Here is a 14,299-nt window from a genome sequence, read left to right as displayed (position 1 = left end):
GGGGGCAGGGCGATGTGTTCGGTGAGGCGGCCGGATGTCGCCTGTGTGCGGTCCCTGGTTCCGTTCCCGGCTGGGGTGTCCCTCTCGTCGCGGAGTGAGGGTGGGTGGGCGGGTCGGCGCAGTGCGCGGGGTGCGGGGTGTAGGTGGCGTGAATCTGAGTCTCGGGGCTCGGGCTCACCTCGAGCCAAATGTTGGGGGTGCGTCCAGCGTGCCGTCCGACGGTCCCGTTGCAGGCTCTCCATCTCTGTGGATCGGCGGGGTGGCCGGGTCCGGTATTTTATGGATACACTGTAGCCGTAAGGTGGTCGTCGGCCCGCTCCGGCATCCGGCGCCGGTCTTCGGCGTCCGTTCCGACCCTGGGCGATGCGGGACCGCAGTGTGTTTTCCCAGTCAAGGAGTGCAGTGATGAAGGCAGCAGTAGTGACGACGGCGGGCGCGGCCCCCGAGTACCTGGACTTTCCCGAGCCCGAGACCGGTCCGGGCCTGCAGATCGTCGACCTGGTCGCCGCCGCGATCCATCCCATCGTTCGCCACAAGGCTTCCGGCGAGCACTACAGCAGCACCGGGCAGTACCCGCTCGTACCGGGCGTGGACGCGGTGGCCCGCACCGCCGACGGCACGCTGGTGTACACCGGTGAGATCGAGGCGCCCTGGGGCACGTACGCCGAGCGGATGGCGGTCGCGATGACCCTCCCGCTTCCCAACGGCGCCGACCCCGTGGCTGTGGCGGCGGGCATCAACCCGGGCATGTCCTCCTGGATGCCGCTCATCACCCACGCGGACGAGCACGGCACCCCGGACACCGTAATGATCCTCGGGGTCACCGGAGCGGCCGGCGGCCTCGCCGTCCAGAACGCCCAGGCCCTGGGCGTGCGGCGCGTCATCGGCGTGGGCCGCGGCGCCGACGACCTCAAACGTGTGGCCGGACTCGGCGCGGAGACCGTCGAGCTCGTCGGCGACAAGGGCGCGGACGCGGCGGCCATCGGCGCTGCCCTCGGCGGCAAGGCGCCCGAGCTCGTTCTGGACTTTCTGTGGGGTGGCGCGGCCGAGTCCGCATTCCAGGCCCTGGCGGACGTGCCCGGTAACGACGCCACCAGTTTCGTGGAGATCGGTTCCGTCATCGGCGAACAGGCCTCCGTCCCCGCGTCGCTGCTGCGCAGCCGCCCCTTCCGTCTCAGCGGCAGCGGTATCGGCTCCTTCGACATGCGCCGGTACTTCGCCGAGGTCGCCGCCTACGTGCAGCTCATCGCCGACGGCAAGGTGGCGGTGGACGCCCAGCCCTACCCGCTCTCCCGGGTCAGCGAGGCGTGGGCGGCCCCCGCGGGACCCCGCCCGGTTCTCATCGCCGGCTGACGGTGGCAAACGCTCATGGGCATCGCCCGGAGGCCCGAGTCTCCATCCGGCCTCGCCAGACACCTGGGCGATGCCGCCCCGGCACGTGGCTGGTCGGGCGTACGTGACGTCACCGACCTGGTCGGCGTGAACGGCCGCACCTGGGTGCTCGTGGCCAGTGCCGGAGCTGTCTGACCGATGTGCCCCGCGATCCGTAGGTGGACACGCTCAGCAGTGACCGACTCAGCCGAGGTGTCCGCGGCGACCTGCCCACCGCCGACCGGACCGGACCACGCTCCGCCATGCCCTCCCGCCACCGAAGTCCACGACCCTGGGGCCGCCTCATGATTGTGTCCATCGCGCTCACCGGTCTCCTCGCGGTGGTTTTCTCGGTGCTGGGGCTGGCCGGGGTGCTGGCGTTGCCGATGATGCGCGAGAAGGCCGCGGAGACCGGGTTTTCCGTCACGGCCTATCGCCGCATCGGAGTGCTGCAACTGGCGGGCGCCGTCGGCGTGGCGCTCGGCCCGGCCGTACCGTTGCTCGGCGGCCTCGCCGGCGCCGGGCTGTTGCTGCTGCTCGCCGGAGCCGTCATCGTGCACCTGCGCCAGGGCGACAGCGTGGCGAAACTGGCGCCCGCGATGATCTGCGCGGCGCTGGTCGCCATCTATCTCGCGGCTCTCTTCGCCTAGGGGGTGTCCGTTTGACTCATCCCGGCCTCGCGGGGGTCTGGCACGCTCGCTGCCGCTTGTCGTCACTCGCTGGCGCGCACCGCGTCGACTGCCTCCTCCGCCTGGCAGCTGAAGGCACCAGGCCCCTCTCGAGTAGGCCAGGACAAGCCGCTCCTCGCAGCCGACCTGATCCAAACGACACCCGCAGCTGAGCCCGGCCCACGCTCACGCATGCAGGGCGGCACCGAGTACTACCCCCATTCCGCGCCGCCCTCACGTGTGATGCCGTCACCCTTCGTTCACCATGGCGCACGGCCCTGACTCGCCACGCCGCGAGCAGGGCATGCACCATCTCCACGATGCCCCTGGACTCCGCTCGCTCGCCGGATCAGGGCACTGCCACCGCGCCCCTCTCATTCCCGACGCCACCGCCTCGACGGCTGAGACCCGGCGGGCCGTGGGCCAACCCGGGTCGTGGATGTTGCGTGCCCGTGGCGCAGGTCGTCAACTCCGGATAGATGGATGACTTCATCGACTGCTTCGCCCACCTGCGCCCCGAGCGCCACGCCGTACGAAGTGCCCCGGCCGAGGCGGTGAGCCGTGCACGACGCAGCCGACCGGTCCGGCGGCGACCCGGCCGCCGCCGGCCGGGCCACACGGCGGATCCACCGGCCCGACGGGGTCAGACCACGAGCGGAGGGGACTGTACGAGACCGCTCTGGTAGGCGACGACGACCAGCTGGGCGCGGTCGTGGACGTTCAGCTTCGTCATGGCGCGCTGGATGTGGGTGCGTACGGTCAGTGGGCTGATCCCAAGCACGTCGGCGATCTCGTCGTTGGACCTGCCCTCGGCGGCCAGCGCCATGACCTCGCGCTCGCGGACCGTGAGTTCGGCCAGTAGGGCCGGGGGTACCAGCTGGGCACCGGGGGTGCTGGCGGTGAGGAAACGGGTGGTGAGGGAGGGCGTGGAGCGCCGGACGAGAGAGGTGTCTCGCCGCAGGCCACCGTGCGGATGCCGGTGTGGAGTTCGTCGACCGTGACGTCCTTGCCGAGGAAGCCTCTTGCCATGGTTTTGACGGTGGTGAGGACGAGGACGCGCGTGCTGGCTGGTCCTGGATCGTTGCAGATCGCAGCGGTGGCGATGAGGCCGTCCGTCCCGGCCATGCGGATGTCCATGAGGACGATGTCGGGGTGATGGATATGGGCGAGCTCCACGGCTTCTCTGCCGTCGGAGACCTCGCCGATGACCTCCATGTCGCCGCAGGAGTCGATCAGGGCCCGGATGGTGGCCCGCAGCAGGGCCTGGTCGTCGGCGAGCGGGACACGGATCGTCATGAGGTTTCTTCCTTCTCTGCCGCGGCACCATGGAGCGGCAGTGCGGTGGTGACCTCGAAGCCGCCTGCGGTTCGGGGGCCGGCCCGCAGTTCGCCGCCCACGGAACGGGCCCGTTCCCGCATACCCATGAGGCCGTATCCACGGCCTGAGCCGGATCCGGCGATGCCCGGTACGGGGGTGGCCTGCTCGTTCGTGACCGTGATGATCAGGCGGGTGTGCGTGTAGGCGAGCTGGAGGTGCGCGGCTTTCGACTGCGCGTGCTTGGTGACGTTGGTGAGGGCTTCCTGCACGATGCGGAACGCGGTCAGATCGACGCCCGGTGAGAGCGGCCGTGGCTCCCCTTCGGTGGTGACGGTGACCTTGGTCCCGGCGGACTCGCATGCGGCGATCAGTTCGGGGAGCCGGTCGAGTCCGGGGGCCGGTTCGAGGGGAGCGGAGTCGGGGTCGTCGTCCTGGCGCAGGACTCCGACCGTGGCCCTGAGCTCGTGCAGTGCCGAGCTGGTGGTGGCGGTCAGCTCGGCGAGGATCTTCTGCGACTGCTCTGGGCGGGTAGGGGCGAAGTGTGCGGCTGTACGGGCCTGCAGATGGGCCAGGAGCATGTGGTGGGCGACGACGTCGTGGAGATCGCGGGCGATGCGCATGCGCTCCTCGACGACACGGTGGCGCGCTTCCTCCTCGCGGGTGCGCTCGGCGTGTTCGGCACGGGCGTGTACGGCCTCGAGGTAGGCGCCTTGAAGCCGGGCCGTGCGTCCCCAGGCGAGCGGCAGCAGCAGCCAGAGCAGGGGGCCAGCCACCTGGAGATCCTTCGGGGCGGTGATCACGGACGCGCAGATCAGCGCCGCCACGGTCGTGAAGCCGTAGACGTGGGTGGTCCTGTCGTCGGTCCGCGCGGCCAGCCTGTACAGGCCGGCCATGACGGGGCCCAGCAGCAGGGGGCTGAGGTCGTACCCCAGCAAGAGGGTGACCACGGTGCTGATGCCGGTCACGACGAGGGACGCTCGTGGGTGCCGACGGCTCGCCAGCAGAGCCAGACAGGAGAGCGCGGCGAGAGTGCGGACGGGCCACGCTGCGGGCGGCAGCGTACCGTCCTGGGTGGTGAGCGAGTGGCCGAGCACGACGCCCGCCCACAGAGCCAGCGCTGTCAGCACGTCGATGACACGGCGGCGGCGCTCCGTGCCGCGCGTCAGGCTGGTGAACATCGGCTCTCCTGGGGGTGGGGTCACGGCATGCGCTTCGGGTGGCGGGAGCCGCCCATGAGATACGCCACGGGCGGCTCGGGAAGGCCGGTTGGATCAGACCCGGGCTCCGGCGGCACTGTCTCTGGGGCGGCCGTCCGTGGCACGGCCGTCCGAGCGGGCGTCGATGTCGTCGGCCGGCCGGCGGGTGAGCGCCTCGCCTTCGATGTCGACGTGGGGCAGTACCCGGTCCAGCCAGGCCGGCAGCCACCAGGCCCGGTCTCCCAGCAGGGCGAGGACGGCTGGCACGATCGTCATCCGGACCACGAAGGCGTCGAAGAGGACGGCGACGGCCAGGCCGAACCCGATCATCTTGATCATGGAGTCGGTCTCGGCGACGAAGCTGGCGAAGACCGCGATCATGATCAGTGCGGCGGCGACGACGACCCGGGCGCTGTGGCGGAATCCGGTGGTGACCGCCTGGGCGGGCCGCTCCCCGTGGACGTACGCCTCGCGCATCCGCGAGACGAGGAAGACCTCGTAGTCCATGGCGAGGCCGAAGACGATGCCCACCAGGAAGATCGGCATCAGGCTCATGATCGGCCCGGTCTGCTCGACGCCCAGCAGGTCGGCGCCGTAGCCGTCCTGGAAGACCAGGACGACGGAGCCGAGGGCCGCCAGAACCGACAGCAGGAAGCCGAGAGCCGCCTTGACGGGGACGAGCACGGACCGGAAGACCACCAGCAGCAGGAGGAAGGCCAGGCCGATCACGACCGCGAGATAGGGGAGCAGGGCGGCCTGGACCGCGTCGGCGATGTCGATGTTCACGGCGGTGGTGCCAGTGACCTGGAAGGTCGCCCCGGCCTCGGACTCGATTCCGGTGCGCTCGGCCCGGATGGTCTTCACCAGGTCCTTGGTCTTCTCGGCCGTCGGAGCGGTCGAGGGTACGGCTTCGAAGACCGCGGTGTCGCCCGCCTCGTTGAGCTGGGCCGGGGAGACGTTCACGATCCCCTTGGTGGCGGCGATCTTCTGTGAGATGGTCTGCGCCGCGCCCTTCGGGTCTGAGGCACCCTTGGCGTCTACGACGATGGTCAGCGGCCCGTTGAAGCCTGGCCCGAAGCCCTCGGCCAGCGCGTCGTAGGCCCGGCGTTCCGAGGTGGAGGTGGACTTCGCCTCGTCCCCGGGCATGCCCAGCTGCAGATTCGCCATCGGCACCGCGATCGCGCCGAGGCCCGCGACGCCGAGCAGCAGGACAGGGACGGGACGGCGCAGCACGAACCTCGACCAGCGGGTGCCCCCGTTGTTCTCGGTGCTCTCTTTGATCCGGCCGCCGTTGCGTGCGGTCTTGCGGGCGGCCCGTGAAAGTGCGGCGTTCGGCCAGAAGCCGAACAGGGCGGGGACCAGCGTCAGAGCGACCAGTACCGCGACGAGGACCGCCCCTGCGGCGGCCAGCCCCATCTTGGTGAGCATCGGTATACCCACCACCGACAGCCCCGCCAGCGCGATGACGACGGTGAGGCCGGCGAAGACGACCGCGGACCCTGCGGTGCCGACGGCCAGCCCGGCCGCCTCCTGCGGGACACGGCCCTTCGCACGCTCCTCCCGGTAGCGGGAGACGATGAACAGGGCGTAGTCGATCCCGACCGCGAGACCCAGCATGGTGGCCAGCGTGCTGGCCGTGTCGGACAGTCCGAAGAGGTCGGCCACGGCGGTCACCGAGGCCAGGCTCACGACGACGCCGACGAGCGCGGTCAGCAGGGGCAGCCCGGCCGCGGCCATCGAGCCGAAGGCGATCAGCAGTACGAGGGCGGCGATCGAGATACCCATGAGCTCGGCCGTTCCGCCCGGCCCGCTCCCGCTGTCCAGCGCCTCGCCGCCGGCCTCGACCGTCAGGCCCGCCTCCCGGGCATGGTCGACGGCCTCGCGCAGAACCTCCTTGCTGGCGTCGGTGACATCGACGACCTTGACCTTGTACGTCACGGTCGCGTACGCCGTCGAGCCGTCCTTGCTGACCGCCTCGGACCGGAAGGGGTCGTCGACCCTGTCGACCTGGGGGCCGTCGGCCAGCTCCGCCACGGCCTTCTTGACGGCCGCCTTGTTGGCGGACGCGGTCACCTTCTGACCGTCAGGAGCGACGAAGACGACCTGCGCGCTCGCGCTGTCGACGGTGGTTCCGGGAAAGCGCTCCTGCGCCAGGTCGTACGCCTGCTGGGCCTCGATGCCCGGCATGGAGAACCTCTCGTCCGAGGTTCCCTTGGCCTGGGAGGCGGCAAGCACGACGCCTCCCATTGTGATCAGCCACATCAGGGCGACATACCAGCGCCGCCGGAAGGCCAGACGGCCCAGTTCGTAAAGGAAAGTCGCCACGAGGGGGTCTCCACATCTGCTTTCGGGTACCTGAGGATCTCGGGGAGCGGGTCTGTCATCGTCATGCTCGGGAGGGAAGTCTCAGTACTGATGAGGCGTCTCGGTACTGATGAGGTCGGCCACAGCAGTACGCCGTCAGGAGTCGCCGTCGACACGACCCGGCCGGACGCGGCCGCCATGGCCGGCTGCCGTGGGTCGGTGCGGACAGGCCCCGACGTGGGACCGGGGCGCGGACACTCGCTCAGGCGCTGCGGGAGGCGAGTTCCACGACCGTGATGTCGGAGGGCGCGCCCACCCGGACCGGCGGGCCCCAGGCGCCGGCGCCCCTGGTGACGTACAGCCGCGTGTCCTCGTAGCGTTCGAGTCCGGACACCGTGGGATTGCTGAGGCCCGCGAGGAGGTTGCCGGGCCACATCTGGCCTCCGTGGGTATGGCCGGAGAGCTGCAGGTCGACGCCATGTCGTACGGCCTCATGGATGACGACCGGCTGGTGGGCGAGCAGGACCGAGGCGCGCGTGCGGTCCCGGTCGCCGAGCGCCCGTGCGAAGTCGGGTCCCGCGCCCTCCTCCTCGCCCGAGACGTCGTTCACCCCGGCGAGGTCGAAGTGGGCGAGCTCCGTGCGGTCGTTCTCCAGCGGGTGCAGTCCAAGGTCCCGTACGTGCTGGACCCACGGCTCGGCGCCCGCGTAGTACTCGTGGTTCCCGGTCACGAAGAACGCGCCGTGCCGTGCCCTGAGGTGTGCCAGCGGCGCCACGGACGCGCCGAGGTCCTCCACGCTGCCGTCGATCAGATCGCCGACCACGGCGATGAGGTCGGGCTGGGTCGAGTTGATGGTGTCCACGACTTTCCGGGCGAAGCCGCGGCCCAGGATCGGGCCGAGGTGGATATCGCTGACGACGGCGATCCGGAAGCCGTGCGCGGCCCTGGGCAGCTTGGCCAGCGGGACGGTGACCCGCTTCACTCCGGGCCCGCGCAGCACGCCATAGGTGCCGTAACCGACGGTCCCGGCGGCGGCGGCCGCTGCGGCTCCGGCGATCGTCCGGGAGACGAAGAGACGACGAGAAAGGTCAGACGGTGAACTGCCGCCCGAGGCCCCGCTCAGCATGACGGTCCCGGCCTCGGCCTCGGGCTCGCCCCTCTCCTGCCCGGGCCCTGCCCCCGTCCGTGCGGGCGAGGGCGGGAGTACGAGGGCTGTCTCCTCCCGCGCGCGGCCTCTTCCGCCTGTCACGGCCCGGAGCAGCACGGGCCGCACCACCTCCCCTGCGAGTAGTGCCAGGACGAGGTAGAGCGAGAGTGCCAGCCCCAGGTATCCGGGCCAGGCCAGGATCTGCTGGAGCCGGAAGGGGGCGCCTCCGCGCTCGGCCGTGAAGGCCGCGGCCCCGAGCAGCGGGCCCAGGACCAGCAGGACCGCGCCCGTGCGGCGAGCCTGGCCCGCCTCCCGCGTCGTGTCGCGAGCCAGCCGCTTCCAGGCGAACCAGTGCAACGCGCAGAACGCGGCGATCGCCGCCAGCTCGTACACGTCCTCCATCAAGGGCCTCTCTCGGGTTTTCGGATTCACCTGGGTGGACGCGCAGATCATCCGCCGTCGGCGAACCGCGGCCGGAGGGGATTGATACCGGCGCCATGTAATGGATACGATGTTACCGTTAATGCTCGATGTCAAGCGCTCTTGATTTCCGGGTGTCGACGTGATGCACCCGGACTGAAGGAACGCAGGAGTCACCGACCCGGGGTGTGCCGAGCCTCGCAGCGGGATCCGGGAAGCCGGAGGCCGGTTGTCACGTCGCCGTCCCGCCATCCCTGCCCCCTGACCGCCTGAGCTGCGTGCATACGCGCGAGGGCGAACCGCGATGAAGGAGTGTGTATGTCGTACCAGTGGATCGTGGCCGCGTCGTGACCGAATACAACCTCGCGGAGCTCCTGGAGAGTTCCGCCGCACGGTTCCCGGACCGCACCGCGATCGTCTTCGGCTGCAGCCGGCTGTCCTACGCACAGCTGCACGAGTCGGCCTGCCAGGTGGCGAACCTGCTGGCGGCAAGGGGCATCCGGCCGGGTGACAAAGTCGCCCTGTCGATGCCGAACCTGCCGTATTTCCCGATCGCCTACTACGGCATCCTCAAGGCCGGCGGGACGGTGGTGCCGTTGAACGTCCTGCTGAAGGCACGCGAAGTGGCCTACCACCTGCGGGATTCCGACGCCCGGGCGTACATCGCCTTCGAGGGCACCGCCGATCTGCCCATCGGCGACACCGCGCGCGCCGCGACGGAGGGGGCGGAGATCGGCCTGTACGTCGTCGATCCCTCGCGGGAACTGCCCTGGGCCGGGCAGCCGCCCACCTTCGACACCGTGGTCACGGACGAGGACGACACGGCCGTCATCCTGTACACCTCCGGTACCACCGGTGTACCCAAGGGTGCCGAGCTGCGGCACCGGAACATGCGGGACAACGCGCTCATCGACGAGATGCTGTTCGACACGTCGGCGGATCGTCCGGACACCTATCTGTGCGCGCTTCCGCTGTTCCACTCCTACGGCCAGACGGTGTTCCAGAACGCCGCCCTCGCCTTCGGCGGAACCATGGTGATGCTGCCGCGCTTCGAGCCCGGCGCGGCACTGCGCCTCATGACCCAGGAGCGGGTGACGCTTTTCGGCGGCGTCCCGACCATGTACTGGGCCATGCTCGGCGCACTGGACGACTCCGTCGACGTCGCCGCCCTCGCCCGCGATCTACGGGTCGCCGTCGCCGGCGGGTCCGCGCTCCCCGGCGAGGTGCACAGGGAGTTCCAGGAGCGGTTCGGTGTGACGATCCTCGAGGGCTACGGACTGTCGGAGACCTCTCCGGTGGCCTCGTTCTCGGTGTTCGGCGAGCTGCCGCGCGTCGGGTCGATCGGGGTACCCATCCCGGGTGTGGAGATGAGGCTCGTCAACGACGACTGGTCCGAGGTGAAGGGCGACGCGGACGCGATCGGCGAGATCGCGATCAAGGGCCACAACGTGATGAAGGGCTACTACAAGCGGCCCGAGGCGACCGCCGAAGTCCTGCGCGACGGCTGGTTCCGCACCGGCGACCTGGCGCGGAGAGATGCCGACGGCTTCTATTACATCGTCGACCGGGCCAAGGACATGATCATCCGAGGCGGCTTCAACGTCTATCCGCGCGAGATCGAGGAACTCTTCCTGGAGCACCCGGCCGTCTCCATGATCGCCGTGGTCGGCGTGCCCCATGAGTCGCACGGTGAGGAGATCAAGGCCGTGATCGTCACTGCGCGCGGCGCCACCGCAACCGAAGGCGAACTCATCGCCTGGGGGAAGGAACGGCTCGCCGCCTACAAGTACCCGCGCATCGTCGAGTTCACCGACGCGCTCCCGCTGACGGCAACCGGCAAGATCCTCAAGCGCGAGCTCGGATGATCTGGCGGTGCCCGTCGCTCCGCCCGCGAGGGCGGGCACCGAGGGTAGCGTCCGGTCGTCGGGGGCGGTGGCAGGAGGGTCGCACCTGTGCCGTCCCGGCGAGCGGCCCCGGCCACCGCGGCACCACGTCCCGTCGGAGGTCAGTCGCCCTCGCGCAGCCAGCCGAGCCCGTCGAGGAGGAGCTCCAGGCCGAAGCGGAACTCGTCCTCCAGCGGTACCGGCATCCAGTCGGCCACCGCGGCGGTGGCGGGATACAGCGAGGGATCCGCGGCCCGGAAGGCGGCCGACGCCTGGGCGTCGCCGCCGGGCTCGTCCGCGCCGTGAAGCCCCCGGATCTGAATCGCGAACCCGAGCACATAGCGGGACAGGGCGGCGTAGGCGTGCGCCGCCACCCGCGGCGGGAAGCCGTCGGCCAGCAGGACCGCGATGCAGTGCTCCCGCACGGCCATCGCGTTCGGGCCGACGGGAATCCCCTCGACGAGCAGGGGCGCCACGTTCTCGTGCCGGCTCACGGCGTCGAACAGGGCCTGCACCATCGTGCGGCACGCGTCCCGCCAGCCCATGGCGGCGAGCTCGTCGCCTCTGATCTCGAGCCCGCCGAACATGCGGTCCACCACATGGGCCACCAGGGCGGCCCGGTTGCCGAAGTGACGGTAGAGCGTGGCCGTGCCGGAGCCCAGACGCTGGGCGAGGGTGCGCATCGACAGGGCCTCGGCACCCTCCTCGTCGACGATCTGCACCGCCGCGGCGACGATCCGCTCGAGCGGGACGGGCGGACGGCCGGGAGAGCGCCGCACCGACGCCCCACCCCCTTGCAGCTGATCTCCTGATGTTGACACCTGGAAAGTATGACCGCTTGACAGGAGCCAGATAACGGAAACACTGTAACCATTACGAATCTGTTCTGCACCGCGATGCGACTCACGGTGCATCGACGCACTCGACAGCGCAGGCTCCCGTCGAAGCCGCAGGAGAACCTCGCTCATGGACCGCGGCCATTGACCCCCACAAACCACTGCGCGAAGTCGCCGGGCGTCGCCTCGTGCACAGCAACCGGCACGGAAAGGCAAGAGTCATGAACGAGCACAAGCCCCTCGACGTCCTGGTCATCGGCGCCGGGCCGACCGGGGCCACCCTGGCGATCGACCTCGTCCGCCGCGGCCTCGACGTCCGCATCGTCAGCAAGTCGGAGCACGCCTTCGACGGCTCACGGGCCAAGGGCGTCCAGCCGCGCACCCTGGAGGTGCTGGAGGACCTGGGCGCGCTCGACTCCGTCCTGGCCGGCGGCAGCCCCTATCCGCTCATCGGTCTCCATGCCGGCCCGCTGGCGGTTCCGTGGCGGATGATGCGCAACCGGCGGCCGAGCGCGGACGTGCCCTACCCCAAGACATGGCTGATCCCCCAGCACAGCACCGACCGCGCCCTGCACGACCGCCTCGAACAGCTCGGCCACCACGTCGAGTTCGGGACAGAACTTCTCGAACTGGCCCAGGACACGGACCTCGTCACCGCCAAGGTGGCGGGCCCCGACGGGACCGAGCAGATCACCGCCCGTTACGCCGTCGGCGCCGACGGCGGCTCCAGCACCGTCCGCAAGCAGCTCGGCATCGACTTCACCGGGTCGACGGACGAACAGGACCGCATGATCATCGTGGACGCCGTCACCACGGGCCTGTCCCGGAACCGGTGGCACATGTGGCCCCGACTCGGAGGCAAGTTCGCCGGCGCGTGCCCCCTGCCCCACAGCGACGTCTTCCAGTGGATGATCCGGCTGGCGGCCGACGAGGAGCCCCTGCTCGACGAGGCGGCACTCAACGAACGGATCCGCTCGATCACCGGCAACCGGCGCATCACCCTGAGCGACATCCGATGGACGTCCGTGTTCCGGCCCAACATCCGCCTCGCCGAGAGCTACGGCCGGGGACGGGTCTTCCTCGCCGGCGACGCCGCACACGTACACACACCGGCCGGCGCCCAGGGGCTGAACACCGGTATCCAGGACGCCTACAACCTCGGCTGGAAGCTCGCCCAGGTCCTGGCCGGAGCCGACCCCGCACTCCTGGACACCTACGAAGCCGAACGGATGCCGATCGCGGCCGCAGTACTCGGACTGTCCACCAAGAACTACGACCGCATGACCAAGCTCGACCCGTCGAGCCTCAAGCGCGGCAAGGACGAACAGCAGCTCGCCCTCACCTACTTCGGCGGCCGCCTCGCCCCCGCCGACAGCAACCGCACCAAGACGCTGCGCGTCGGCGACCGGATGCCGGACGCCGTGCTGACCGGCAGCGACGGCAAGCACGTCCGGCTGTTCGACGTCCTGCGCGGACCGCACTTCACCGCCCTCGCCCACGGCAGCCGGGCCGCCGACGCCCTCGACCGGCTCGAATGGCCAGCCCTCGGCGCGCAGTTGCAGCGGATCGCCGTCGGCGCCCCCGCCGAACGCGCGGACCACGTCCTCACCGACCCTGCAGGGACACTCGGGCAGGTCCACGGGCTCACCGAGGACACCCTCGTGCTTGTCCGCCCCGACGGTTACATCGGCCACATCGCGACTGAAGACATCCTCACCAGCACTCGCATCGCCATCCAGACGATGATGCCCTCCGCGGAGATCCCCACCGTGTCGGCGCCTGGTACGGCGGGCGCCGAATGAACCGCACCCTGCTGCGTGGCGCGCGGGTGATCACCATGACGCCCGGCCGCCCCGACGCCGAGCACGTCGACATCCTCGTCGACGGCGACTGCATCGCCGAGATCGGCCAGGACCTGGAGGCGGCCGACGCCGAAACCGTGGACCTCACCGGACGCGTGATCATCCCCGGCCTGGTCAACGCCCATCTGCACACCTGGCAGACCGGGCTGCGTGCCGTGGGCGCCGACTGGACGCTCTTGGAGTACCTCACCCACCTGCACGGGAGCGCCGTACAGCACTACACGCCGGACGACATGTACGTCAGCAACCTCGCCGGCGCGCTGAACCAGATCAACTGCGGTACGACCACGCTCGGCGACTGGTGCCACAACAGCCTGACGCCCGGGCATGCCGACGGGGCCGTCGAAGGGCTCGTGCACGCCGGTATCCGTGCCGTCTTCCTGCACGGCACCCCCTACCGGGACCCTGATCTCCCGCATCCGCTCGCCGAGGTCGACCGCCTGCTGGACGGCCCGGTCCGCGACCACGACTTGCTCACGCTCGGCATGGCCGTCCAGGGACCGCAGTACTCCTCCTCGCACACCGCGGTGGCCGACTTCCGAGCCGCGCACGCACGCGGACTCGTTGTCTCCCTCCACCAGAGCGGCGGAGTCCTCGCGCCGGGCTGGGAGGCCGTACGCGACGCCGGACTGTTCGGCCCCCGCACCAACGTGGTGCACGGCTCCGACCTGCCCGACGGCTGGGTCAAGAGGCTCGTCGACGCCGGCGTCACCTTCACCAGCACACCCGAGAACGAACTCGGCCAGGGCCACGGCACCCCCGTCACCGGCTCCCTGCTGCGCCACGGGGCAGCACCCTCGCTCGGCACCGACGTCGAGACCGTCGTACCCGGACAGGTCCTCACCGCGGCCCGCATGGCCCTCGCCCACCAGCGCGGCCTCGATCACGCCCACAGGCAGAACACCGGCACACACGCCCACACGCCCTCCATCACCGCCAAGCAGGCGCTGGCCTGGGCGACCGTCGAAGGAGCGAGGGCGCTCGGCCTAGCCGACCAGGTCGGCCGCATCGAACCGGGCATGCAGGCCGATCTCGTCGCCGTCGACACCCGCGCCCTCAACCTGTGGCCGGCCCACCATCCGATCGCCGCCGCCCTGCACGCGGACATCGCCAACATCGAAGCGGTCATGATCGCGGGCCGGTGGCGCAAACGCGATCACGCACTGGTCCACTCCGGCCTCGACGAGGTCAGGGACCGGCTCCAGGAGTCGGGTGAACGGCTCCTCCACGCGATGGACGCGGCGTGAGCACTGGCAGTCGGCTGCCCGTGGCACCCGGACGGACACGCGTCGGCA

General features: G+C 70.3%; 9 protein-coding genes and 1 pseudogene. 5 read left to right on the top strand and 5 right to left on the bottom strand.

The window, feature by feature from the left end; genetic code table 11:
• Window positions 1-405 precede the first annotated feature (405 nt).
• Both ACQEWB_RS50280 and ACQEWB_RS50275 read left to right on the top strand, forming a co-directional pair.
• Window positions 406-1,353, top strand: a complete 948-nt coding sequence (locus ACQEWB_RS50280) for a quinone oxidoreductase family protein (RefSeq protein WP_432844517.1) — start codon at window positions 406-408, stop codon at window positions 1,351-1,353.
• Window positions 1,354-1,676: 323 nt separating this feature from the next.
• Window positions 1,677-2,021, top strand: a complete 345-nt coding sequence (locus ACQEWB_RS50275) for a DoxX family protein (protein WP_432844516.1) — start codon at window positions 1,677-1,679, stop codon at window positions 2,019-2,021.
• 661 nt (window positions 2,022-2,682) lie between these two features.
• On the opposite strand, the pseudogene ACQEWB_RS50270 reads toward ACQEWB_RS50275, so the two are convergent.
• The 4 genes and pseudogenes from ACQEWB_RS50270 to ACQEWB_RS50255 all read right to left on the bottom strand — a co-directional run bounded on the left by ACQEWB_RS50270 (window position 2,683) and on the right by ACQEWB_RS50255 (window position 8,405).
• Window positions 2,683-3,335: pseudogene (locus ACQEWB_RS50270) on the bottom strand (response regulator transcription factor).
• Complete coding sequence (locus ACQEWB_RS50265) at window positions 3,332-4,534, bottom strand: sensor histidine kinase (protein ID WP_432844515.1); 1,203 nt, start codon at window positions 4,532-4,534, stop codon at window positions 3,332-3,334. The pseudogene ACQEWB_RS50270 and the gene ACQEWB_RS50265 overlap by 4 nt, the downstream one beginning before the upstream one ends.
• Before the next feature lie 93 nt (window positions 4,535-4,627).
• Window positions 4,628-6,877: an MMPL family transporter gene (locus ACQEWB_RS50260; RefSeq protein WP_432844514.1), complete on the bottom strand. Its 2,250-nt coding sequence runs from the start codon at window positions 6,875-6,877 to the stop codon at window positions 4,628-4,630.
• Between the two features lie 241 nt (window positions 6,878-7,118).
• A complete protein-coding gene (locus ACQEWB_RS50255; RefSeq protein ID WP_432844513.1) occupies window positions 7,119-8,405 on the bottom strand; it encodes a metallophosphoesterase in 1,287 nt (428 codons plus the stop codon).
• Window positions 8,406-8,770: 365 nt separating this feature from the next.
• Here ACQEWB_RS50255 and ACQEWB_RS50250 point away from each other — a divergent pair, with 365 nt between their 5' ends.
• On the top strand, window positions 8,771-10,288 hold the full coding sequence (locus tag ACQEWB_RS50250; protein WP_432844512.1) for a long-chain-fatty-acid--CoA ligase: 1,518 nt from the start codon (window positions 8,771-8,773) through the stop codon (window positions 10,286-10,288).
• A 140-nt stretch (window positions 10,289-10,428) separates the two neighbouring features.
• Here ACQEWB_RS50250 and ACQEWB_RS50245 read toward each other — a convergent pair whose 3' ends face one another.
• Complete coding sequence (locus ACQEWB_RS50245; RefSeq protein WP_432844511.1) at window positions 10,429-11,085, bottom strand: TetR/AcrR family transcriptional regulator; 657 nt, start codon at window positions 11,083-11,085, stop codon at window positions 10,429-10,431.
• Window positions 11,086-11,363: 278 nt separating this feature from the next.
• Here ACQEWB_RS50245 and ACQEWB_RS50240 point away from each other — a divergent pair, with 278 nt between their 5' ends.
• Window positions 11,364-12,944 carry an FAD-dependent oxidoreductase gene (locus ACQEWB_RS50240; protein ID WP_432844510.1) on the top strand — a complete coding sequence of 527 codons (1,581 nt, stop codon included), beginning with the start codon at window positions 11,364-11,366 and terminating at the stop codon, window positions 12,942-12,944.
• Complete coding sequence (locus ACQEWB_RS50235; protein ID WP_432844509.1) at window positions 12,941-14,251, top strand: amidohydrolase family protein; 1,311 nt, start codon at window positions 12,941-12,943, stop codon at window positions 14,249-14,251. Before ACQEWB_RS50240 ends, ACQEWB_RS50235 begins: the two co-directional genes overlap by 4 nt.
• Window positions 14,252-14,299 lie beyond the last annotated feature (48 nt).

This window comes from Streptomyces sp. CA-249302 (assembly GCF_050936785.1).
Classification (GTDB): Bacteria; Actinomycetota; Actinomycetes; order Streptomycetales; family Streptomycetaceae; genus Streptomyces.
The sequence above is the reverse complement of the archived record's forward strand: the minus strand, read 5'-3'. Positions and strand labels throughout refer to the sequence as shown.